Origin of the sequence: Caulobacter sp. KR2-114 (assembly GCF_049446115.1) — a bacterium.
In the GTDB taxonomy this organism is placed as follows: domain Bacteria; phylum Pseudomonadota; class Alphaproteobacteria; order Caulobacterales; family Caulobacteraceae; genus Acaudatibacter.
The window spans coordinates 294,514-316,345 of record NZ_JBMSEC010000006.1 but is presented as its reverse complement, the minus strand read 5'-3'; the positions used below and the strand labels follow the sequence as shown (position 1 = coordinate 316,345).

The following is a 21,832-nucleotide window of genomic DNA, read 5'->3' as shown; positions in this document are numbered from 1 at the left end:
GCGCCGCCGTTACGCCGCAGCCCCCCGATCCGGATGCATTCGCCGACGCAAAAAAAAGTTTTCGCCGGTCCTGCATCCGGATCGGACGACCGCTCCGTAGTCCCCTCGAAACCGGCCAGCCGCGGTCCTCAGCCGCCGGCCGCAACGCTGAAGGGGATAGAATGAGCCTGAGAACATCCTTGCTGGCGGCCACGACGGCCGCCCTCACCCTCGCCGCCGCGCCGGCCCTGGCGGAGGATCATCTGCTGGACAGCGGCAAGCTGCTGCTCACCGGCGGGGTGACCAACATCGAGGGCGCCAGCGGCGGCGGCGTGGCGACCTGGTCGACCATCACAGGCTACGAGACGCGCGACGGCGTCGCCCCCAACGCCCACTTCACCTATGTGCGGACCGGCGAGTACGAGCTGCGCGACTACGGCGCCGCGGTGGGGCTCTTCAACCGGGTCGAGCTGTCCTACACCCGCCAGGAATTCGACACCCGCGACGCCGGCGCGCGGCTGGGCCTGGGCCGCGACTTCACCTTCCACCAGGACGTGGTCGGGGCGAAGGTCAGGGTGCTGGGCGACCTGGTCTATGACCAGGACAGCCTGCTGCCGCAGATCGCCGTCGGCCTGCAGTACAAGCACAACGACCGCGGCGCGATCATCCACGCCATCGGCGGCAAGCATGACAGCGGCGTCGACTACTACGCCTCGGCCACCAAGCTGCTGCTGAACCAGAACCTGGTGCTGGACGCCACGGTGCGCTTCACCAAGGGCAACCAGACCGGGATCCTGGGCTTCGGCGGCGACCGCAGCGACAACTATTCGGCCCAGTTCGAGGGTTCGGCCGGCTACCTGGTGTCCAAGCGCCTGCTGGTGGGGGCGGAATACCGCACCAAGCCGAACAACCTCGGCTTCGCCAAGGAAAACGACTGGTTCGACGTGTTCGCGGCCTACGCGATCAACAAGCACGTCTCCGTCACCGCCGCCTACGCCGACCTCGGCGACATCGCCACCCAGCGAAACCAGCGCGGCGCCTACGTCTCGCTCCAGGTCGGCTTCTGACCGCCTCATCCAAGGGATCGCATCACATGACGACTTCCATCAATCGCGGCCGCATGGCCGTCCTCGTCGCCGTGGTCTCGGGCTTCGGCCTGGCCTCGGCCGCCATGGCCGAGCCTGACGCCCCGCCCCCGGCCGTCGCCAACCCCGCCGGCGCGACGCCCATCGAGGGCGACGCCACCTACAAGGCCTTCCACGAGAAGGACGGCATCCAGCGGATCATGGACGACTTCATCCAGCGCATCACCCATGACCCGCGCATCGAGCGGCGCTTCACGGACGCCAATCTGACCCGGCTGAACCTGCTGCTGGTGGAACAGGTCTGCTACCTGACCGGCGGCCCGTGCGAGTACGGCGGCAAGGACATGAAGAGCGCCCACGCGGCCATGGGCCTGCGCAACGACGACTTCAACGCCCTGGCCGAGGACCTGCAGCTGTCCATGGACAAGGAGGGGGTCTCGTTCGCCGCCCAGAACCGGCTGCTGGCCAAGCTCGCGCCCATGCAGCGCGCGATCGTCACGCGGTGAGGCCGGCCATGAGCATCGAAAGAGACGCCGCCGAGGCGAACGAAGGCCTGGATGTCGCCCGCCGGCGCATGCTGCGCGCGACCGCCGGGGTGGCCGTGCTGGGCGCCGTCGCCCTGGCGGCGAGCCGCGCGGCCGCGGCGGGCAAGATCAGCAAGGACTATGTGAAGTACCAGTATTCGCCCAAGGGCGCGGACCACTGCAGCCTGTGCGCCTCGTTCATCGCCAATCCGGAAGGCGGCGCGGGGACCTGCAAGCTGGTGGAAGGGGCGATCCAGCCGAACGGCTGGTGCGGCGCCTTCTCGCCGCGCCGCTAGGCTCGACGGATCCGCGGTGCGCCAGCCCGTCCCCCGTCCGACCGACCCCCGCGCCGCCGGGTCATGCCCCCCGGGCCCGACGGCGTCCCGGCGGACAACCGCGGACAACTCGACCAGGGTCTCGTGGCGCGGGCCCTGGTCCCCCTTTCACGCCGGCCTTGATGACCGGCCCTCACCCAGCCGCTTGACTTGCACGCGATGACGTCACTTCCTCGCAAGTCGACCGCCCTGGGGACCGGCCACCGCCGTCGTCCCCGACCAACCGGAAAGTCTGTCGCCCATGACGCCCGACCGCCATGACGATGACGCCTTCGCCGACACCGCCGCCGAATGGGATCGACGGCTCGCGGCCGCCGGAGACGCCCTGGACGCCGCCGCGCCCGGCCCGGCCGTCTGGGAGCGGGTCTCGGCGCGTATCGATCAGCTGGAGGCCGCGCGCCCGACCCTGACCGTCCGCGCGGGCGAAGGGGTCTGGGAGCCGGTGTCGCCCGGGGTGATGCGCAAGACCCTGCACGTCAACGACGCCGAGGGCTGGCAGGCCTTCCTGCTGAAGCTCGAGCCCGGGGCCCAGATCGAGCCGCATGGCCACACCCTGCTGGAGGAGTGTGTTGTGCTGGAAGGGGCTTTCGAGATCGGCGGCGAGTGGGTGCGCAAGGGCGATCTGCACCTGGCCTTCCCTGGCCACGATCACAGCCTGCTGCACAGCCCCGATGGCGCCCTGCTCTACATCAGGGGCGCGCTGGACACCTGATCCGCGGAGCCTTCCCAAGCGTAACAGCTTGGCCGGCGTGATCCCTGCGATCGCGCCGGACGCTCGCCGAGGCCGGCTTGACCCGACACAGCATTGATGTCATTAAAGGTGACATCATTTCTCACATAGTGACGTGCTGGAGTCTTTGGATTGAACTTTCGCCGAGAGGCGGATCTGAGAGGTCGACGGCGATGCCGCAAGTGCAACGACAGTCTGGACCAGGCGCCCCGGAAGCCGCCGACCTGGCCGCGCTTCTGACGGCGACGGCGGCCGGCGATCGGCGCGCGTTCAAGGCGTTGTACGAGGCCACCAGCCGTCGCCTGTTCGGCGTCGCGCTGTTCATGCTCAAGCGCCGCGACGCCGCCGAGGACGTGCTGCAGGAGGCCTATGTGCGCATCTGGACCGAGGCGCGGCGCTTCGATCCCGAGCGGGGCGCGCCTCTGGCCTGGCTGTCGCGCGTGGTGCGCAACCTGGCCATCGACTACATCCGCCGCGAGCGCGGCCCGATGGACGACATCGCCGACCACTCGGAGCGCCTCGCTGAGCCGCCGGCGCCGATCGCCGACCGGGCCGATCTGGCGCGGGGTCTGAACCGCCTGGGCCCCGAGCAACGCGAGATCCTGACCCTGGCCTTCGTCCAGGGCTATACGCACGAGGAACTGGTGGAGCGGCTGGGCCTGCCCCTGGGCACGGCGAAGTCCCGGGTTCGAAGGGGGCTGGCGCAGCTGCGCGCCTTCCTGGAGGCGGAGGGTTCGGCCGCGGGGCTGGGCCGGCCGCTGGCGCATTGACCGACGAGTCGGCGCGCGCCGCCTACAACAGCCCGCTGCGCGCGCGGCAGAAGGCGCAGACCGGCCAGCTGATCCTGGAGGCCGTCGCCACCATCCTGCGCCGCGCGGAGGTCGCGGACGTGACCATCGCCGAGGTGGCGCGGACGGCCGAGGTGACCGAGCGGACGGTCTATCGGCACTACAAGACCCGGGACGAACTGCTGCGCGCCTTCTGGCCCTGGCAGCTGGAGCGCATGGGCGGGCCGTACGTGAACGCGCCACGTTCGCTGGACGCCCTGCTGGACGCCCTGCCCCGCGTGTTCGACGGCTGGGATCGCGATGAGCGGCTGGTGCGGGCGGTGTTCTTCTCGGCCGACGCCCGCGCGTTCCGCTCTCCCGCCGCCGAGCAGCGCCGGGCAGCCCTGGACGGCTTCGTGTGCGCGCTCGCGCCGACCGCCCCCGAGGCCGAGCGTGCGCGGCTGGTGGCGGCGATCCTGTCGCTGACCAGCGTCACCAACTGGGCCTTCCTGCGCGATGTCTGCGGCTATGCCGGGCGGCAGGCCGCGGAGGTCGCCGTCACGGCGATCCGGCTGGCCCTGAAGGGCCTGGAGCAGCGCTGACCCTTCGGGCGGGACGTGGCGCGGGGGCGTGGCCCGTTCCCGCGCCAAGGGCGTCTCAGGCGCTGCCGGGGGCGAGGAATGGCTGCACCACAGCGGCGAACGCCGGCAGGGCCTCGCAGCGGGCGGCAAGCGCCGCGAGCGCCGGCCAGTCCCCGGCGGCCGCCAGACTCGGGTGCGCCTCGCCGAGGAAGCGCATGGCGCAGGCGGCGGCGACATCGGCGTGGCTGGGCCGCTCGCCGCCCCAGAAGGGACCATCGGCCCTGGCCCGCTCGCTTTCCAGCACGTCCAGCACCGCCCGGATCTGGGTCTGGCAGCGCGCGACCCAGTCGTCGGACACGGCGGCGTGCAGCACCCGCTCGTAGACCAGGGCGACCAGCTTGTCGCAAAGCCCCGTGGCCAGGGCGCAAAGGCGCAGGGTCTCGCGGCGGGCGGGACCGGAGGCCGCGATCATCGCCGCCGCCGGGCCGGCCAGCTCGTCGAGGAAGTCCAGGATGGCGAAGCTCTCGATCAGGCAGACCCCGTCGTCCAGCACCAGGGTCGGCACGCGGCGCAGAGGGTTGAAGGCGGCCAGGCGTTCGGCGTCGCCGAAGGTCGACCACGGCCGGTGCTCGTAAGCCTGGCCATAGGTCTGCAGCGCGATCGCCACGCGGCGCACGAACGGGGAGTCATACTGGCCGATCAGGATCATGGGCCTCGCCTGCCTTGAGGGTCTGCGGCCGAGCATAGCGCGCGGGACAGGCGGATGGCGCCCCGCCCGGCCGACGCCGCGCCCCCAATGCCGCACTGCACACGCCCATGCTGCGCAGCAGCAAGGCGCCCAGGTGTTACGAACTGCGCAAAAAGTATGATCGAGAGCGATTCTCACGTATTTGCGCCGATCGCAGTCGCACAGGGTGAAGATTGTGGAGATCGTCAGTGGGCAAGGGCTCGTACTGACCACGTAGAAGCCCACGCCGTGTCGTCATCGGGTTGATGTTCTCGGAGGGTGCAACCATGAAATACCGGAACATGCCGGGCCGATCAGGCCTCGCTTTCTCAAAGTTCAGCCCGCTCTAAAGTCAAGTTCGCCGAATTCGAAAGTGTTCGGCGGGGACCAGAGCGGGTTGTCCCGGGCGTCGGCGCCGCCGCAGAGCCCGGGGATGACCGATCCATACACCGTCGCACGGCCTTGAGGACGCCGTCGCCGGGCCTCCGCGACGCACCGCGGGCGGCCGCCGGAGACGCTTGGCCGCGGCGACCCCTACCGGAAAGTGACACCATGCCATCTCCCGCCCGCTTCCTTCGCCGCCGCAACCTGGTCAGCGCCCTGGCGCTGCTGGCCGCCCTGGACGTGGCCGCCGCGCCGCGCGCGGCCCATGCGGCGCAGGCCGCCGCCGACGCCGCCGCCACGGACAGTTCCGGCGGCGGCATGCTCAGCGAGGTGGTGATCACCGCCGAGCGCCGCACCTCCACGGCCCTGGCGACGCCGATCGACATCTCGGCGGTGACCGGCCAGGACCTCGCGAACGCGGGGGTGAAGGACTTCCACGACCTGACCCGGGTGGTGCCGGGCCTGGTCTACAACAGCGTCGGCATCCGCGACGGCGGGGCGACCAACAGCTTCATCCTGCACGGCCTGAACCTGGACTCGGTCAGCGGAAACGGCGGCGACACGCCGCTGTCCACCCAGCCGGCGGTGTCGGTGTACGTGGACGAGACGCCGACCTTCGTGAACCTGCACCTGGCCGACGTGCAGCGGGTCGAGGTGCTGCGCGGCCCGCAGGCGACCCTGTATGGCGACGCCTCGATCGCCGGCACCGTGCGGGTGCTGTTCAACCGGCCGGACCTGACCAAGACGGCGGCCAACGTCAGCGCCGACGTCGGCTACACCAACAACGCCACCGGGCCGAACTATTCGGTCGACGCCATGTTCAACCAGCCGCTGGGCGAACACGTCGGCTTCCGCCTGGCGACCGGCTACACCTTCGAGAACGGCTTCATCAACGCGCCCTACCTGTACAAGCTGGACGCCAACGGGGCGCCGATCCTGGCCAACCCCGCCGACCCGGTGCACAGCCTGCCGGTGGCGACCTCGAAGAAGGACGTGGACGACGCCGACCTCTGGTACGTGCGGCCGATGCTGCTGGTGGACGCCGGCAAGCTGAACGTCCTCTTCACCTACCAGCACCAGCACGAGTATTCGCAGGGCCCGGACCAGGACAGCTATCCGGGCGGCCCGACGCCCTCGGCCTTCTCGACGACCGGCGACCCGAACGCCTCGCCTGGGTTCCAGAACAACGGCTTCGACAACGCCTTCCCGACCACCTTCAAGAAGTATGAGACCGGCGACTTCATCCTGCAGCCGATGCACCGCGACGTGGACCTGGGCTCGATGGAGGCCAGCTACGACCTGGGGTTCGCCACCCTGACCTCGGTGACCAGCGGCTATCGCGAGCGCAGCGACGGGGTGGATGACTCGTCCGGCTTCTATCAGAAATCGCTCGGCTTCTTCTATCAGGGCTTCCCGCGCCTGCTGCTGGAGAGCGACCGGGTCTACAAGGACGCCGCGATCACCGAGGAGGTCCGGCTGGTGTCGAAGACCGACGGGCCGCTGACCTATTCGGTGGGCGCCTTCTACATGGACCAGAACAACCACCTGGTTCAGCAGGACATCATGCGCGGCTTCAAGGCCTACGAGGACGCGCTCGGCGAGCCCAACACCGGCACGGACCTGGGCTATGTCTATGACCGCAAGATCCACTTCCAGGACATCGCCGCGTTCGGCGAGCTGACCTATCACGTCACGCCGGCGCTGCAGGTGACCGGCGGGGTGCGGGTGTTCCGTCAGACGCTGGACATCACGGCCATCAACGAACTGCCGATCTGCGGCTCGTTCTGCTCCACCGACCAGATCAACCCGCTGGGCCTGGCCGAGGGATCGGAGACAGAGGTCACCAAGAAGGCGCTGTGGAAGTTCAACGCCTCGTACAAGTTCGGCGGCGGCTTCCTGGCCTATTTCACCTTCTCGCAGGGCGAGCGCCGCGGCGGCGCCAACGGCGTGCCGACCATGGGCCCGTTCGCCGAGAGCCCGGCCTTCGAGTTCTTCCAGCCCGACACGGTGAACAACTACGAGGTGGGCCTGAAGGGCCGCATCGGCGGGCGCTTCGAATTCTCCTCGGCCGCCTACTGGGTGGAGTGGAACAATCCGCAGGTGAACGTCTCGACGCCCAACGGCGCCTTCCCCGCCGTGGTCAACGGCCAGGGCGCACGTTCGCGCGGGATCGACCTGGAAGGCCGCTTCCAGGCGACGCCGGAACTGATCATCAGCGGCACCTACGGCTACACCAACGCCGAGCTGACCGCGCCGATCACCGTCGCCGGCGCCGTGTACGGGACCAAGGGCGCCGCCCTGCCCGGCACGCCCCACCACACGCTGAGCGTGGGGGCCGACTATCATCACCCGATCACCGACGACCTGAAGCTGCTGCTGCACGGCGACGTGAGCTATCGCTCCAGCATGTCGACGTCGCTGACCCCGTCGATGAACGTCAACCTGTCGGGGTTCGCGATCCTCAACGCCCAGGTCGGCGTGGAGAAGGGCCCCTACCGCGTCTCGCTCTACCTGAACAACATCACCAACGAGCGCGGCGTGCTGTCGGCCCAGAACCCGCTGCGCTACGACGTGCGGGCGCTGAACGAGCGGCTGTCGCGGCCGTTCACGGTGGGCCTGCGGGTGAACTACGCGTTCCACTGATGGGAGGAGAACAGGCGCCGCCATCATGCCGGCGCCTGCTTCCCGGGCGCTTGCGCGCGCGCAACCCCGTGATCCTGCTGGGCCTGCTGCTGGTGGGCGGCGGCAATGTGGTGACCCTCGCCTCGCATGGGCCCGGCCTGCTGACCGCGGCGCGGCTGGCGGCGGGGGCCGGCGAGGCGCTGGTCAATGTGGTGGTGGCGGTGCTGGTCGCCCGGCGCGCCGACCCCGACCGCGGCTTCGCCATGATCAGCATTGGCATCACCTTCGGCGCGGTGGCGGTGTTCCTGGCCGCCCCACCGCTGAGCCCTTACCTGGGCAAGGACGTGATCTTCTGGATCCTGGCCGTGCTGCCGGCCCTGGTGCTGCCCTGCCTTGCCGGCATCACCAACCAGCCGCTCGGCGCCGTGGCGCCGGAGGCGGCGCAGGCCGTCGCCAGGCGGGCGGGCTCGACCTGGTCGCTGATGGGCGTCACCGCGCCGGGGCTGGCGCTGCTGGCCGGGGTGGTGGGCTTCGGCATCGCCGGCAATGCGATCTTCATCTTCGTCGAGCGAATCGGCGAAGGGCTGGGCATCACCTATCCGCAGATGGTCTCGATGATGCTGTGGGTCACCGTCTGGACGGCGGTCGGCCCGGTGGTGGCGCGGATGGTGGGCACCCGCTTCGGACGCATGCCGGTGCTGGCCTTCGCCTTCCTCGGGCTGGCGGTCTCGGATCCGATGATGGGCGCGCCCACGTCCCCGGCGGTGCTGTTCTGGGGTCTGAATCTGGGCGGCTTCTGCCTGCTGCTGGCGGCGCCCTTCTACCAGGGGCTGATGGCGGCCATGGACCCCAGCGGACGGCTGATCGCCCTGTCGCGCGGGGTGCTGGGCATCGGCAGCGCCGTCACCCCCTCGATCGCCTCGGTGATGCTGCTGGCCGGCGGCGGCTTCGCGGCGATGGGCTGGTGGTCGGCGGTGATCTCGGTGCTGAGCCTGGGGCTGGTCTACGTGGCCTATCGGTCGACCCTGCCCGCACGCGCCTTGCCGGCAGGGGCGCCGGCCGCCGCCACCGTGCCGGCGGAGTAAGGCGCGAATGCATTCCACCTCGCGCCAGGGCGACGCCACCGACGGCCCGGTCTTCCGTCCGGCCCGCGCCGCGGCGGCGGTGTCGGACATGGACCTGCGGCTGCTGCGCGTGTTCATGGCGGTGGTGGAGAACGGCGGCTTCGCGGCGGCGGAAGTGGCGCTGAACAAGTCGAAGTCGGCGATCAGCGTCGACATCTCCGGCCTGGAACAGCGGCTGGGCATGCGGCTGTGCGAGCGCGGGCGGGCGGGGTTCGCCCTGACCGCTGAAGGCGAGACGGTTCGACAGGCCGCCATGGCCCTGTTCGAGAGCCTGGAGCGCTTCACCGCGGACGTCTCGGCCAGCGCCAATCGGCTGACCGGCCGGGTGACTCTGGCGGTGATCGACAACATCGGCTCGATCGCCGCCGAGCCCATGATCGCCGCCATCCGCGCCTATCGCCAGCGCCACCCGGCGGTGCAGCTGTCGATCCAGTCCGGTTCGGCGTCGGAGGTGGAGCGCGCGGTCCTCGACCGGACGGCGCAGGTGGGCATCTCGGTGTTGCCGCGCGTGGCGCCAGCGCTGGAGGCCCGGGAGCTGTTCGTCGAGGACCAGCTGCTCTATTGCGGCCGCGCCCATCCACTGTTCGAGGCGCGCGACGCCGCCCTGACGCCGGAGGTGATCGCCCAGCACCCGGTGACCTCGTTCACCCTGGGCGACCCGGCGCCGCGCGGCCTGGCCCGCGGCGCACAGGCCGACAACCTGGACTGCCTGATCCTGGTGGTGCTGGCGGGGGTGGACCTGGGGTTCCTGCCGCCGCACTACGCCCGGCGCTGGGCCGAGGCGGGTGAGCTGAGGCTGATCCGGCCGGACCTCTACCGGCGCCAGAGCAACTTCTACCTGATGAGCCTGAAGGCCTCGAACGCCGCGCCGGTGACCCGCGAGCTCATCGCCGTGCTGGGCGACGCCTTCGCCGCCCACCCGGTCACGGATGAAGCCTTTCTTTCGTGCGGACTGAAGCAGGCTTCAGAGCATCGGGATTTAACCGGCGCGCACGGGCCGGCAGTCTGGCAGGACTGACCGATGGTGGAGGTTCGACATGGATGAAGTCTTCGGCCCGCGCGGGGCGGTCTCGCAGGAGCGGCTCAAGGAACTGTCCGAAAAATCGGACCTGCGCGGCTGGCTGCAGGTGGTGACCCACTTCGGCGCCATCGGCCTTGCCGGCTGGGCGCTGCACCAGACCATGGGCACGTGGTGGATGATCGGGCCGTTCTTCGTCCTCGGCGTGCTGCTGAACTACCTCTATGCCGGGGAGCACGAATTCAGCCATTCGACGGTGTTCAGATCGCCGTGGCTGAACGAGTGGTTCGGCCGCCTGTGCGGGTTCATCACGCTGCACCCGCGCGACATGGACCAGATCCAGCACTTCGCGCACCACCGGTATACCCAGCGCTGGCGCCAGGACGGCGAACTGTACCGCCCGACCTATACGCTGAAGAGCTACCTGATCGGCCTGACCGGCCTCTGGCTGGTGCAGCGCTTCCCGCGGATGATCATCCGTACGGCCCTGGGCAAGGTCGACGCGCCCTATATCCGCGGCAAGAACCAGGATCGGGTGATCCTGGAGGCGCGGGTCACCCTGGCGATCGTCGGCGTGATCATCGCCGCCTCCATCGCGCTGCGCAGCTGGGACGCCGTGATCTACTGGATCGCGCCCCTGGGCCTGACCAAGTGGGCGCACAACATCCAGAACCTGATCGAGCACAACGGCATGCCGCATGAGGGCGGCATCTTCGAGAACACCCGCTCGACCCGGACCAACGCCCTGATGCGCTGGATGTGCTGGAACATGCAGTACCACACCGCGCACCACGCCTATCCGTCAGTGCCGTTCTACCGTCTCAAGCAGCTGCACCATGAGGCCTTCACGGCCAACGGCCTGAAGCCGGCGACCATGACCTACCTCGGCTTCCAGATCGCCATGATCCGCCAGCTGATGAAGAGTCCCGAGGCGGACTGGCCGCAGGACGCCGTGCACGTCGGCGTCGGTCTGACCCGGTTCGCCGAGGCGCCGGCCAAGGCGGCGGATGCGGACGCGGCCGCGGACACCGCCGCCGCATGAGCCAGCTGCTGGTCTACCAGTCCCTTTGGGCGGCCGAGCGGCGCACGCCCGGCGTTCCCGAACCCAGCTACGACGAGATCTTCGACACGGTGAAGGCGGCGGGGTTCGACGGCCTGTCGGTGGACCTGGGCGCCCTGCCCCTGCCGGCGGCCGAGGCAGTGATCCCCCAGTTCGCGCGCACCGGGTTGCGCGGCGGGGTGACGGCCTTCGCCCGCTCGATCGAGGACATCCGCCCGTCGATCGCCTTCGCCAAGGCCATCGGCGCGCCGTTCGTCGTGGTGGTCGGCCAGGTGATGCCGGTGACCATCGCCGGGATGATCCCGGTGATCCGCGCCTGGCTGGACATTGCCGGGGCCGAGGGCATGCCGCTGCAGTTCGAGACGCACCGGGGCTGCATCACCAACGACCTGTACATCGCCCTGCAGCTGCTCGATGCGATCCCCGAGATGCGGATGGCGTGCGACCTGTCGCACTACGTCGTCGACCGCGAGCTGTACCTGCCGCTGTCGCCCGACATCGCCGCGCAGTTCGACCGGGTGCTGCAGCGATGCGACTCCTTCCAGGGCCGTGTGGCGTCGGGCCAGCAGATCCAGCTGCCGCTGCACTTCCCGCTGACGCAGCGCTGGCTGGACCTGTTCACCGGCTGGTGGCGCGACGGATTCAGGCACTGGCGGGCGCGGCATGGCGCAGACGAGGACTGCGTGTTCCTGTGCGAACTGGGGCCGCGCGAGTACGCCATGACGGGCGCCGACGGGCTGGAGTTCTCCGACCGCTGGGTTGAGGCGCAGCAGCTGCGCGCGCTGGCGCAGACGCTGTGGTCGGAGACAGCCTGACGGCCACGCCCGGCCTTGCGTCCGCCCGGGCCTTCGCCCTTGCTAGAGCCAACCGCAACGCCAGGACCCCGCCATGCCCGCGCCGCTCACCCCCGCCGACTACGTCACCGCGGAGGCCTATGCCTGCGAGCAGGGCCTGCTCGGGCGCGCCTGGACGCCGGTGTGCCGGTCCGAGGAGCTGGCGGCGGCCGGGGCGCAACGGCCGGTTCAGGTGGCGGACACGCCGATCCTGCTGACCCGCGACCGCGACGGCGTGGTGCGGGCGATGTCCAACGTCTGCCGGCACCGGGGGATGATCCTGGCCAGCGAGCCCCTCCAGGCCGAAGTGGTGCGGTGTCCCTACCACCTGTGGGCGTTCGGCCTGGACGGGCGACTGAAGGCGGCGCCGTTCATGGCGCCCGGTTCGGTGAGCAACTGCGATCTGCCGCTCTACCAGGCCGGCGAGTGGGGCGGCTTCGTGTTCGTCAGCCTCGACCCGGACGCCCAGCCGCTGTCCGAGGCGATGGCGCCGATGGCCGAGGCGCTGCAGCCCGACCGCCTCGAGGGTCTGCGCATCGGCTGGCGCGTCGCCTTCGAGCACGCCTGGAACTGGAAGGTGCTGGTGGAGAACTTCGGCGAGTCCTACCACCACATCGGCCCGCACGCCGGTACGCTGCAGCCGTTGTGGCCCGGCGGCCAGACAGACTCCACGCCGGGCGGCCCCGACTGGTTCGAGATCACCCACCCCGAGCATCCCGAGGAAGGCGCCCTGAGGGTGTGGGTGATCTTCCCCCTGTTCCTGCTGGCGACCACCACCCGCAGCACGGGCGCAGTGTGGTACCGCATCACCCCGACCGGTCCGCAGTCGATGAGCCTGGAGGTGCTGGGCCTGGAGCCGCCGAAGGCCTGCGCCGACGCGGAGAAGATGGGCGCGGCCCGCGAATTGCTGACGGCCGTGCACCTGGAGGACATTACCGTCTGCGACGGCGTTCAGGCCGGCCTGCGCTCCCCTGACGCGATCCTGGGCCCGCTCTCGCCGCTGGAGGCGGGGGTGGCGCGGTTTCGCGGCTGGATCGCGGCGAGCCGCGCCCGTCCTGGCCGTTAACCGCGCCGCGCGGCCATCGGTCGCGCGACCCTGTGCCGGTTCGACGCCCGGGCGCCGCAGAGTTTAGATCCAGGATGGCCCGAACCCTGAGTTGACCGGCGGGCTTCGGGGAGACACAGCGTGTTCAGGGACGGATCGACGCCGGCCGCCGAAGTGGCGCAATTCATCTGCGACCACACCGCCGACGTGATCGTCCAGGTGAACATCGATGGCGTGGTGACCTATGTCTCGCCCTCGATCCGCAACTATGGCTACGCGCCGGAAGATTTGCTGGGGACCGACGGCGCGCAGTTCGCGCACCCCGACGACCGCGCCCATCTGCTGGCCAACAACGCCGCCCTGTTGCGCGGCGAGGAAGACCCGGCGGCGAGTCGCGTGCACCGGATGTTGCGGGCGAGCGGCGAGGTGGTCTGGATGGAGGGCAACCCGCGGATCATCCGCGACGGCGACGGCCGGGCCTGCGCCTTCGTCAACATCTTCCGGGATATCACGGCGCGCCGCGCGGTCGAGGCCCAGGCCAGCGAGCAGCTCGCGCAGTTCGAGGCGGCCTTCAAGTACGCCGCGGTCGGCAAGGCGCTGGTCAGCCTGGACGGGCGGTTCCTCAGGGTCAACGACGCCTTCTGCAGGATGACCGGCTATGCCGAGGCGGAGATGCTGGCGCTGGACTTCCAGGCCATCACCCATCCGGACGACCTCGACCTGGACCTGGGCAACGTCGACCGTCTGACCCGCGGCGCGATTGACAGCTACCACATGGACAAGCGCTATCTGCGCAAGAACGGCTCGGCGGTGTGGGTGCAGCTGACGGTCTCGATGGTGCGCAACGCCGATGGCTCGCCGAAGGGCTTCGTGGCCCAGGTCCAGGACCTGACCGAGCGGCGGGCGGCAGAAGAGGCGTTGCGCGACAGCGAGGCGCGCTATCGGCTGATCGCGGACAATACCTCGGACATGATCGTCGTGACCGACCTGACCGGCGAGGTGCGCTACGTCAGCCCGTCGGTGCGCCACACCGGCTGGACCCGCGAAGCCCTGGTGGGCGCCTCGTTCGCCCGACAGATGCACCCCGAGGACGCCAGGGCCGTGGGCAAGGCCTTCGCGGGCCTGCTGAAGGGCGTGGATCCGGGCAGCGTCCGCTGGCGCGGTCGCCACGGCGTGACCGGCGAATGGATGTGGATGGAATCGCGCCCGGTACTGCTGCCCGATCCGCAGACCGGCAGGGCAAGTGGTTTCATCGACGTGGTTCGCGACATCACCGGTCAGGTGGAACAGGAAGAGGCTCTGGCGGCGGCGCGGGCGCAGGCGGAAGTGGCGGCGGCGGCCAAGGCGCAGTTCCTGGCCAACATGAGCCACGAGATCCGCACGCCGCTGACGGCGGTGCTCGGCTTTACCGGACTGCTGCGCGACCACCCGAGCCTGGACACCGTGGCGGCAGGCTACGTGTCGCGCATCGCCACGGCCGGCAGCGGCCTGCTGGCGCTGGTCAATGACATCCTCGACTTCTCCAAGCTGGAGGCGGGCGAGATCAGACTGGAGCATCGCCCCCTGGCCGTGCGCGAGGTGGTCGAAAGCGTCACGCAGATCTTCGAGGCGCAGGCGGCGGCAAGAGGCCTGACGCTGACAGCGGCTGTGGCGGCGGACATGCCGGCCAGCGTGCGAGGCGATGCACAGCGGCTGAGACAGATTCTGCTCAACCTGGTCGGCAACGCAGTGAAATTCACGGCATCCGGATCGATCCAAATCGCGGCGACGTGGGACGCCGGGCGCAACACTGCGATCTTCTCTGTCCGCGATACCGGGCCCGGCATCTCGGCCGAAGGCCAGGCCTGCCTGTTCCAGAGGTTCTCGCAGGTCGACGGCGGCGCCAGCCGCGCGCAGGGGGGCACGGGCCTGGGCCTGGCGATCTGCCGCGGCCTGGTGGAAGCGATGGGCGGCGAGATCGGCGTCACCAGCACCGAAGGCTCAGGCAGCGACTTTCATTTCGAATTCCCCGCGCCGCCGATGGCCGCGCCGTCGATCCAGCCGGCGGCGGCCCACGGCCCCCTGCCCTGCCCGGGCTCCCGGGTGCTGGTGGTGGACGACAACGCGGTCAACCGCGAACTGGTGACGGCCCTGCTGGGCGCCTTCGACCTGGAACTGACCACCGCGGACAGCGGCGAAGCGGCGCTGTCGCTGTGCGCCACGGATGTCTTCGATCTGGTGCTGATGGACATACGCATGCCGGGCATGGGCGGGCGTGAGGCGCTGCAACGGCTGCGGGCGGCGCCCGGTCCCAACGCCGGCGCGCCGGTGATCGCCTTCACCGCGGACGCCGACAAGGCCTCGGTCGAGGGGCTGCTGGCGGACGGTTTCGATGGCCATCTCGGCAAGCCGATCGATCCGGACACGCTGCTGTCCGAAGTCGCCCGGTGGACCAGCCCCAACCCCTGGGAGATGGCGCTGGAGCGGCGGCATGGGTAGGCCCAGGATCGTCGTCGCCGACGACAGCGAGCCGATTCTGGAGCTGGTGGTGACCCGGCTGGAACTGGCCGGCTACCAGACCTTCGCCGCCCGCACCGGCCTGCAGGCAATGCGCACGATCACGGAAGTGCAGCCGCAGGGGGTGATCCTCGATATCAACATGCCGGGCATGGATGGCTTCGCCGTGCTGATGGCCCTGAAAGCCGCCTCGCGGACCCGGGAGATTCCCGTGCTCATGCTGACGGGGAGCAACGCCCAGGCCGACGTGCGCCGGGCGCTGAGCTGCGGGGCGCGGGACTATCTGGCCAAGCCGTTCGACGATCAGTTGCTGCTGACCCGCGTCGCCCGGCTGCTGCGCAGCCGGCCGGTGACCAGCGCGCCGGTCCTGCTGACCTAGGGACCGCCCGCCCGGGCCAGCGGACCGCCGACCGCGGCCTCTTGCCCCCGCCGGCCCGGACCTGCACTAACGGCGAATGCCCTCCCCCGCGACGCCCCTGGACGGTGAGTACGACTTCATCGTCGTCGGCGCGGGCTCGGCGGGATGCGTGCTGGCCAACCGGCTGTCAGCGGACGGGCGCCATCGGGTGCTGGTGCTGGAGGCAGGCGGCCGCGACGACTGGGTCTGGTTCCATGTGCCGGTGGGCTACCTGTTCGCGATCGGCAACCCGCGGTCGGACTGGATGTTCGAGACCGAGCCCGAGGCGGGGCTGAACGGCCGGGCGCTGAAGTATCCCCGCGGCAAGGTGATCGGCGGCTCGTCGGCGATCAACGCCATGATCTCGATGCGCGGCCAGGCGGCCGACTATGACCATTGGCGCCAGCTGGGCCTGTCGGGCTGGGGCTGGGATGATGTGCTGCCGGTGTTCCGCCGCCTCGACGATCACTTCCTGGGTGATAGCGAGCATCACGGCGCCGGCGGCGAATGGCGGGTGGAACAGCCGCGCGTGCGCTGGGCGGTGCTGGAGGCGATCACCGAGGCGGCCGTGCAGATGGGCGTGCCGCGGACGTCCGACTTCAACACCGGCGACAACCTGGGCGTCGGACCGTTTCACGTGAACCAGCGGCGGGGCCTGCGCTGGTCGGCCGCCACGGCGTTCCTCAAGCCGGCGCTAAAACGCAAGAATCTTCGGCTCGAGACGGGCGTGCTGGCCGAGCGGGTGCTGGTCGAGGGCCGCCGCGCGATTGGGGTGCGCTTCCGCCGGGGCGGCCAGACGTTCGAGGCGCGGGCGCGAGGGGAAGTGATCCTTGCGGCGGGCGCGGTGGCCTCGCCCGTGCTGTTGCAGCGGTCCGGCATCGGACCGGCCGACTGGCTGGGCGAGCACGGGGTCGACGTGGTCGCCGATCGCTCCGGTGTGGGCCGCAACCTGCAGGATCACCTGCAGCAACGGGCCATCTGGAAGGTGTCCGGGGTCAGGACCCTTAACGAGGCCTATCACAACCTGCCGAAGCGGGCGCTGATGGGGCTGGAGTACGCGCTGCGGCGCACGGGCCCCCTCACCATGGCGCCCTCGCAGCTGGGCATCTTCACCCGCTCGTCGGACGAGCACGAGCGGCCGAACATCGAGTTTCACGTGCAGCCGCTGTCGCTGGACCGGTTCGGCGAGCCGCTGCACCGGTTTCCTGCGGTGACGGTGGCGGCCTGCAACCTGCGCCCCTCGTCACGCGGGACCATCCGGCTGCGCTCGGCCGACGCGGGCGCCGCGCCGCGGATCGCGCCGAACTATCTGTCCACGGCGGCGGATCGGCAGGTGGCCGCCGACGCCATCCGGGTGACCCGCCAGCTGATGGGCCAGCCCGCGCTGGCGCCCTACCGGCCCGAAGAGTTCCTGCCCGGTCCGTCGGTGGCGGACGACGAGGCCTCGCTGGCCAAGGCCGCCGGCGACATCGGCACGACCATCTTTCATCCGGTGGGCACGGCCAAGATGGGCTTGCCGTCGGACCCGATGGCCGTCGTCGACGCCCGGCTGAAGCTGATCGGGCTGGAGGGGCTGCGGGTGATCGACGCCTCGGTGATGCCGACCATCACCTCGGGCAACACCAACACGCCCACCATCATGATCGCCGACCGGGGGGCCGGGTTCGTGCTGGAGGACGTGCGGTGAGCCGCCGTTTCGAACCGCTCAGTTGAACCGTGGCTTGCGCAGCAGGGCCGAACGGTCGGCGGAACGGATCTCGACGTCGAACACGTCACCGTCGCGCTGCAGGGTCAGAGGGATCGTGACGCCGGCGGGTCCCTGGGCCCAGAGCGCGGTGTAGAAATCAGGCAGATCGGCGACGGCCTCCTCGCCGACGGCCAGGATAAGGTCGCCGGGGCGCAGCTCCGCCCGGGCGGCCGGGCTGCGCGGGTTCACACCGACGACGATCACGTGGTCGCCGTCGTCCTGGGCCATGACTCCAAGCCACGGGCGGGGCGGATGGGCGGGCCGGCCGCGCGACAAGTCGTCCAGAATCGGCGGCAGCAGGTCGATGGGCACGCACATGTTCAGCGGCGAGGTTCCCCGCTTGGTGCGCCGCTGAAGGCTGAGGGAACCCACGCCCATCAGCTCGCCATCCGCGCCGATCAGCGCCGCGCCGCTCCAGTGCGGATGCGCCGGCTCGGTCATGATCGCGTCGTCGAGCATGTATTCCCAGTAGCCGGCGAATGGCATGCGGGTCAGAACGACGCCGGCTGCGGCGTGCGCCCGCCCACCGGCCCCGGCGATCACCACGGGACTGTCGCCGCGCAGCGACGAGGACTTCCCCAGTGGCAGCACGGGCAGATTCAGCGGCTCAAGCGCCTGAACCAGCCCGAAGCCGGTCACGGGGTCGGCGCCCAGGGCATGGGCGGGCACGCGACGGCCGTCGTTGCGGGTCAGCGTGATCTCCTCGGCCTCGGTGATCAGGTAGCCGATTGTCAGCACCAGGCCGTTCGGCCCGATGACCGTGCCGTTGCCGATCCGCTCGGTGCCGAGGCCCTGGGCGGTGAAGGCGTCGTCCGGGATGCGCGCTTCCAGCGCCACCACCGAGGCCAAGGCGCGATCGAGATCGAAGGCCCACGCCTCTGCCGTGGGCCGCTGGTCCTGCTCGACCTCGAAGCCGTCGAAAGGTTGTGTCACGCGGTGGCCTCCTGAGTGGAGCGGTACTGGAAAGGGGCCTGAATCTGGGGCCGGGCGCCTGACGGCGCAAGGGTGTGGCCGGCCGCGTGAGCCGGGCTCCCGTGGAGGCGGCGCGCCAAGGCCTGACTGCGCGTGAACGCCCTCAGCGGTTCCCGAACGGGTAGAGCGTCAGCATGGTCATGCGACTGTTGACCGGAAAGCGGCGGAGAACGAGCCCCCTGCCCTTCGCCGTTCCCGCCTGGATACCCTGCGCCGCCGCGCGCACGTCGCGCAGATCCTGCAGCGTCAGCCATGGGGCCCGCGGCGGGGCGTCGTTGCGGCAGCAATGGGCCGTGTAAAGGCGCGTGTCCGGCGGCAGCGTGGACAGCAGGCGGTCGGCGGTGGCGACGTAGTCCGAAAGACTGGAGTCCGGCATGAAGGCGTAGAGGGTGGTCGGGTAGATGTAGTCTCCCGTGAACAACAGTTTCGCCGCCGGGTCGCTGACCGAGACCGAGGTTCTGGTGTGGCCCGGCGTGGAGAGCACCGTCACCACGCGCCCGCCGAGGTCGATCGCCTGGCCAGGCATGACCCATTCGGTGACGTGGAAGCGCGGCGGCTCCTCGCCCATATACTGATGACGGGTGAGTTGCACCCAGCCGTCGAGCCCCGCCCTTGCACGCGTCTGCGGCAGGTCGATCAGGGCGACCGAGCCGAAGCGCGGCAGGCCGTTCACGTGATCGAAGTGCAGGTGCGACGGGATCACCGTCACCGGGAGCCGGGTGAGGCCGGCAAGCACCGGTCGCAGGTCGTGGTCGCGCGATGATCCGGCGTCGATCAGCAGCGCCCGGCTCTTCCCCGCCAGCAGGTATTCATAGTTGTCTGGGTGATCCTGCGGCTCGCCCAGCGCCCACGTATCCGGGGCGATCTGCTCCACCCGCCAGCGCCCGTCGACGACCGCGCCCGCGGCCGGGCCCGGACGTGGGCGAAACGCCGCCGGATCGGCCGGTTCGGGCTGCAGCATCACGCCGCGCGCATTGAGGAAGATGAACACCTCGGCATAGACCGCCGGCGCGAACACCAGGGCTGCGGCCATGAGCGCCGCGACGACGACCGCGAGACCCAGGAACCATCGCGGGATGCGGCGATGGCTGCGGGACGGATAGGCGGCGGCGCTCATGTCCAAGCTTGTCCGGCCGTCGGCGCGGCCTGTCGAGGCCGAACACCGCCGTCGACGCGAGCCATTGCCGGCTGCCCGGCAATCGGGCGCCGCGCCGCGGGGGAGGCGCCGTCGCCCGGCCGAGGTCCGCGGCTACCAGGGGCGGCGTTCGTCGTTGTTGCGCAGCCAGTGCATCTCGTCATTCAGCCGGTCGAGCCGCGCCTGCAGCTGGTCGCGCTGGTCGCCGCGCAGGAAGCCGGCGTTGCGGCGCTCCATGCGCGCCTTGTCGCGGCGGATGTCATCCAGCCGAGCCTGCACGCGCCCGGCCTCGCGCCGATCCAGCGAACCGTCCCGCCGGCCGCGGTCGATGCGCTGCTGCATCCAGTCGATGCGGCGGTTCAGGTCCCACGCGCGCGGACCGTCATCGCGGCCGCGGTCGTGATAGCCACCGTAGCCACCGTAGCCACCGTGGTGGTCGGGCTGCGCTACCGCCGGCGCCGCAAGGGCCACGGCGCCGGCTACGGCCAGGATCGCCAAGCTGACAGTCTTCATGTCTCTCATCTCCAAGAGGCCCCCGGCGTCGCGGGTCGGCCGCACGAACACCACGACTGCGGCGTGATGTCCTTGATGCGGGTCAATGAGATTCGGGCAGCGACGGCGACCCGCGGCGCTACCCCAGCACGAAGCCTTCGTAGCCGTTCGCGGCGATCTCGTCGCAGCGGACCTTATACCCCGGCCCCACATAGGGCATGAACACTCGCGGCTTGCCGGGCACGTTTGCGCCCAGGTACCAGGAGTTGGCCTGCGGATAGAGCGTCTCCGCGGCGACCTCGTTCACGTGCTGCACCCAGGCCTCCTGGGCGGTCGGGTCGGGCTCCATGGTGGTGTGGTTGGTGGCGCGCAGGTGGGTGATGGCGTCGGCGATCCAGTCGACGTGCTGCTCCAGCGAGACGATCATGTTGGACAGCACCGACGGGCTGCCCGGGCCGGTGACGGTGAACAGGTTGGGGAAGCCCGCCACCTGCAGGCCCAGCAAGGTCTTGGGTCCCTCGGCCCAGGCGTCGGCCAGCGAGCGGCCGCCACGGCCCCGGATATCCATCTTCAGCAGGGCGCCGGTCATGGCGTCGAAGCCGGTGGCGAAGACGATGGCGTCGACGTCGTACTGCCCCTCGGTGGTCCTCACCCCGGCGGCGTTGATCTCGACGATCGGCGTCTTCAGCAGGTCAACCAGGGCGACGTTGGGCCGGTTGAAGGCGGCGAAATAGTCAGTGTCGACGCACGGCCGCTTGGCGCCGAGAGGATAGTCCCGCGGGATCAGGGCCTCGGCGGTGGCGGGGTCCTGCACGATCTGGCGGATCTTGTCGCGGACATAGTCGGCGGCGATGGCGTTGATGCGCGGGTCCTTGGTGAGGTTCGGCAGGGCGATCAGGGCCAGCAGGCCGTCGCCGCTCCACAGCGCCTCGGCGCGTTCCTTCAGCTCGGCCTCGGTCGGTTGCCAGTCCTCCGGCGGGGCCGGCAAGGCCGGCTGGCCGCTGTCGAGCAGCGCCTTGTAGGCCGGGAAGGCGGCCATGAATTCGTCGATCTCGGCGTCGGTGAGCTCGCGGTTGCGGGCCGGCAGGCTGAAATTGGGGGTGCGCTGGAAGATGGTCAGCTGGGCGGCCTGGTCGGCGATCAGCGGCGTGGACTGGATCGCCGAGGAGCCTGTGCCGATCATCGCCACCCGCCGGCCGGTGAAGTCGACACCCTCGTGCGGCCAGAGGCCGGTGAGATAGGACGGCCCCGCGAAGCTGTCGGCGCCGGGGATGTCGGGCGCCTTGGGCACGGACAGGCAGCCGGTGGCCGCCACCACCCAGCGCGCCGCGAAGCGGTCGCCCCGGTCGGTCTCTACCCGCCAGACCGCAGCCCCCTCGTCATAGGTCATGGCGGTGACCCGGGTCTCGAACAGGAAGCTGGAGCGCAGGTCGAAGCGGTCGGCAACATGGCCGGCGTAGGCCAGGATTTCCGGCTGTGGCGAGTACTTCTCGCTCCAGCGCCAGTCGTCACGCAGGCCCCGGTCGAAGGAATAGGAGTACAGCAGCGAGGGGATGTCGCAACGCGCGCCCGGGTAGCGGTTCCAGAACCACGTGCCGCCCACGTCGTAGCCGGCCTCGATCCCCTGTACGGACACCCCGGCCTGGCGCAGGCGGTGCACCATGTAGAGGCCGGAGAAGCCGGCCCCCACGACAACGCAGTCGACGGTCTTGTCCACCGGATCGCGGGTGGTCTGACAGATGCTGGCGGGCGCGTTCATGACGATGTTCCTCTTCCCGC

General features: G+C 70.2%; 20 protein-coding genes. 15 read left to right on the top strand and 5 right to left on the bottom strand.

Features of this window, described 5'->3' with window-relative positions:
• Positions 1-161 precede the first annotated feature (161 nt).
• From ACO2Q3_RS21165 to ACO2Q3_RS21140, 6 genes are all read left to right on the top strand, one after another.
• Positions 162-1,046, top strand: coding sequence for a DUF3034 family protein (locus ACO2Q3_RS21165; RefSeq protein WP_423310202.1), 885 nt, complete (start codon positions 162-164; stop codon positions 1,044-1,046).
• Between the two features lie 26 nt (positions 1,047-1,072).
• Complete coding sequence (locus ACO2Q3_RS21160) at positions 1,073-1,570, top strand: group I truncated hemoglobin (RefSeq protein WP_423310200.1); 498 nt, start codon at positions 1,073-1,075, stop codon at positions 1,568-1,570.
• Between the two features lie 8 nt (positions 1,571-1,578).
• Positions 1,579-1,884, top strand: coding sequence for a high-potential iron-sulfur protein (locus ACO2Q3_RS21155; protein WP_423310198.1), 306 nt, complete (start codon positions 1,579-1,581; stop codon positions 1,882-1,884).
• Between the two features lie 280 nt (positions 1,885-2,164).
• Complete coding sequence (locus ACO2Q3_RS21150) at positions 2,165-2,635, top strand: cupin domain-containing protein (protein ID WP_423310196.1); 471 nt, start codon at positions 2,165-2,167, stop codon at positions 2,633-2,635.
• Between the two features lie 191 nt (positions 2,636-2,826).
• Complete coding sequence (locus ACO2Q3_RS21145) at positions 2,827-3,423, top strand: RNA polymerase sigma factor (RefSeq protein ID WP_423310194.1); 597 nt, start codon at positions 2,827-2,829, stop codon at positions 3,421-3,423.
• Positions 3,420-4,022, top strand: a complete 603-nt coding sequence (locus ACO2Q3_RS21140) for a TetR/AcrR family transcriptional regulator (protein WP_423310192.1) — start codon at positions 3,420-3,422, stop codon at positions 4,020-4,022. Before ACO2Q3_RS21145 ends, ACO2Q3_RS21140 begins: the two co-directional genes overlap by 4 nt.
• A 55-nt stretch (positions 4,023-4,077) precedes the next feature.
• Here the strand turns inward: ACO2Q3_RS21140 and ACO2Q3_RS21135 are convergent, their stop codons facing one another.
• Positions 4,078-4,710 carry a glutathione S-transferase family protein gene (locus ACO2Q3_RS21135; RefSeq protein WP_423310190.1) on the bottom strand — a complete coding sequence of 211 codons (633 nt, stop codon included), beginning with the start codon at positions 4,708-4,710 and terminating at the stop codon, positions 4,078-4,080.
• Positions 4,711-5,280: 570 nt separating this feature from the next.
• Here ACO2Q3_RS21135 and ACO2Q3_RS21130 point away from each other — a divergent pair.
• The 9 genes from ACO2Q3_RS21130 (at position 5,281) to ACO2Q3_RS21090 (ending at position 17,394) form a co-directional block, all read left to right on the top strand.
• Positions 5,281-7,755, top strand: a complete 2,475-nt coding sequence (locus ACO2Q3_RS21130) for a TonB-dependent receptor (protein WP_423310188.1) — start codon at positions 5,281-5,283, stop codon at positions 7,753-7,755.
• The gene (locus ACO2Q3_RS21125) at positions 7,755-8,819 is read left to right on the top strand and encodes an MFS transporter (RefSeq protein WP_423310186.1); all 1,065 of its coding nucleotides are present in this window, start codon (positions 7,755-7,757) and stop codon (positions 8,817-8,819) included. Before ACO2Q3_RS21130 ends, ACO2Q3_RS21125 begins: the two co-directional genes overlap by 1 nt.
• A 7-nt stretch (positions 8,820-8,826) precedes the next feature.
• Positions 8,827-9,876, top strand: coding sequence for a LysR family transcriptional regulator (locus tag ACO2Q3_RS21120; protein WP_423310184.1), 1,050 nt, complete (start codon positions 8,827-8,829; stop codon positions 9,874-9,876).
• 19 nt (positions 9,877-9,895) lie between these two features.
• On the top strand, positions 9,896-10,918 hold the full coding sequence (locus ACO2Q3_RS21115; protein WP_423310182.1) for a fatty acid desaturase: 1,023 nt from the start codon (positions 9,896-9,898) through the stop codon (positions 10,916-10,918).
• Positions 10,915-11,751, top strand: coding sequence for a sugar phosphate isomerase/epimerase family protein (locus tag ACO2Q3_RS21110; protein WP_423310180.1), 837 nt, complete (start codon positions 10,915-10,917; stop codon positions 11,749-11,751). The genes ACO2Q3_RS21115 and ACO2Q3_RS21110 overlap by 4 nt, the downstream gene beginning before the upstream one ends.
• Before the next feature lie 73 nt (positions 11,752-11,824).
• On the top strand, positions 11,825-12,835 hold the full coding sequence (locus tag ACO2Q3_RS21105) for an aromatic ring-hydroxylating oxygenase subunit alpha (RefSeq protein ID WP_423310178.1): 1,011 nt from the start codon (positions 11,825-11,827) through the stop codon (positions 12,833-12,835).
• 120 nt (positions 12,836-12,955) lie between these two features.
• Complete coding sequence (locus ACO2Q3_RS21100) at positions 12,956-15,292, top strand: PAS domain S-box protein (protein WP_423310176.1); 2,337 nt, start codon at positions 12,956-12,958, stop codon at positions 15,290-15,292.
• The gene (locus ACO2Q3_RS21095) at positions 15,285-15,689 is read left to right on the top strand and encodes a response regulator (RefSeq protein WP_423310174.1); all 405 of its coding nucleotides are present in this window, start codon (positions 15,285-15,287) and stop codon (positions 15,687-15,689) included. Before ACO2Q3_RS21100 ends, ACO2Q3_RS21095 begins: the two co-directional genes overlap by 8 nt.
• Before the next feature lie 76 nt (positions 15,690-15,765).
• The gene (locus ACO2Q3_RS21090) at positions 15,766-17,394 is read left to right on the top strand and encodes a GMC family oxidoreductase (protein WP_423310172.1); all 1,629 of its coding nucleotides are present in this window, start codon (positions 15,766-15,768) and stop codon (positions 17,392-17,394) included.
• 18 nt (positions 17,395-17,412) lie between these two features.
• Here ACO2Q3_RS21090 and ACO2Q3_RS21085 read toward each other — a convergent pair whose 3' ends face one another.
• The 4 genes from ACO2Q3_RS21085 to ACO2Q3_RS21070 form a co-directional block, all read right to left on the bottom strand.
• The gene (locus ACO2Q3_RS21085) at positions 17,413-18,387 is read right to left on the bottom strand and encodes a S1C family serine protease (RefSeq protein ID WP_423310170.1); all 975 of its coding nucleotides are present in this window, start codon (positions 18,385-18,387) and stop codon (positions 17,413-17,415) included.
• A gap of 142 nt (positions 18,388-18,529) precedes the next feature.
• Positions 18,530-19,543: an MBL fold metallo-hydrolase gene (locus ACO2Q3_RS21080; protein WP_423310168.1), complete on the bottom strand. Its 1,014-nt coding sequence runs from the start codon at positions 19,541-19,543 to the stop codon at positions 18,530-18,532.
• 132 nt (positions 19,544-19,675) lie between these two features.
• Positions 19,676-20,074, bottom strand: coding sequence for a hypothetical protein (locus ACO2Q3_RS21075; protein ID WP_423310166.1), 399 nt, complete (start codon positions 20,072-20,074; stop codon positions 19,676-19,678).
• A gap of 118 nt (positions 20,075-20,192) precedes the next feature.
• Complete coding sequence (locus ACO2Q3_RS21070) at positions 20,193-21,812, bottom strand: flavin-containing monooxygenase (protein WP_423310164.1); 1,620 nt, start codon at positions 21,810-21,812, stop codon at positions 20,193-20,195.
• Between the last annotated feature and the right edge of the window lie 20 nt (positions 21,813-21,832).

Excerpts from the sequence above, each read along its gene's own strand:
- ACO2Q3_RS21165 (WP_423310202.1), top strand. The coding sequence starts at position 162 with ATGAGCCTGAGAACATCCTTGCTGGCGGCCACGACGGCCGCCCTCACC.
- ACO2Q3_RS21160 (WP_423310200.1), top strand. The coding sequence starts at position 1,073 with ATGACGACTTCCATCAATCGCGGCCGCATGGCCGTCCTCGTCGCCGTG.
- ACO2Q3_RS21155 (WP_423310198.1), top strand. The coding sequence starts at position 1,579 with ATGAGCATCGAAAGAGACGCCGCCGAGGCGAACGAAGGCCTGGATGTC.
- ACO2Q3_RS21150 (WP_423310196.1), top strand. The coding sequence starts at position 2,165 with ATGACGCCCGACCGCCATGACGATGACGCCTTCGCCGACACCGCCGCC.
- ACO2Q3_RS21145 (WP_423310194.1), top strand. The coding sequence starts at position 2,827 with ATGCCGCAAGTGCAACGACAGTCTGGACCAGGCGCCCCGGAAGCCGCC.
- ACO2Q3_RS21135 (WP_423310190.1), bottom strand. The coding sequence starts at position 4,710 with ATGATCCTGATCGGCCAGTATGACTCCCCGTTCGTGCGCCGCGTGGCG.
- ACO2Q3_RS21130 (WP_423310188.1), top strand. The coding sequence starts at position 5,281 with ATGCCATCTCCCGCCCGCTTCCTTCGCCGCCGCAACCTGGTCAGCGCC.
- ACO2Q3_RS21125 (WP_423310186.1), top strand. The coding sequence starts at position 7,755 with ATGGGAGGAGAACAGGCGCCGCCATCATGCCGGCGCCTGCTTCCCGGG.
- ACO2Q3_RS21120 (WP_423310184.1), top strand. The coding sequence starts at position 8,827 with ATGCATTCCACCTCGCGCCAGGGCGACGCCACCGACGGCCCGGTCTTC.
- ACO2Q3_RS21115 (WP_423310182.1), top strand. The coding sequence starts at position 9,896 with ATGGATGAAGTCTTCGGCCCGCGCGGGGCGGTCTCGCAGGAGCGGCTC.
- ACO2Q3_RS21110 (WP_423310180.1), top strand. The coding sequence starts at position 10,915 with ATGAGCCAGCTGCTGGTCTACCAGTCCCTTTGGGCGGCCGAGCGGCGC.
- ACO2Q3_RS21105 (WP_423310178.1), top strand. The coding sequence starts at position 11,825 with ATGCCCGCGCCGCTCACCCCCGCCGACTACGTCACCGCGGAGGCCTAT.
- ACO2Q3_RS21095 (WP_423310174.1), top strand. The coding sequence starts at position 15,285 with ATGGGTAGGCCCAGGATCGTCGTCGCCGACGACAGCGAGCCGATTCTG.
- ACO2Q3_RS21090 (WP_423310172.1), top strand. The coding sequence starts at position 15,766 with ATGCCCTCCCCCGCGACGCCCCTGGACGGTGAGTACGACTTCATCGTC.
- ACO2Q3_RS21080 (WP_423310168.1), bottom strand. The coding sequence starts at position 19,543 with ATGAGCGCCGCCGCCTATCCGTCCCGCAGCCATCGCCGCATCCCGCGA.
- ACO2Q3_RS21075 (WP_423310166.1), bottom strand. The coding sequence starts at position 20,074 with ATGAAGACTGTCAGCTTGGCGATCCTGGCCGTAGCCGGCGCCGTGGCC.
- ACO2Q3_RS21070 (WP_423310164.1), bottom strand. The coding sequence starts at position 21,812 with ATGAACGCGCCCGCCAGCATCTGTCAGACCACCCGCGATCCGGTGGAC.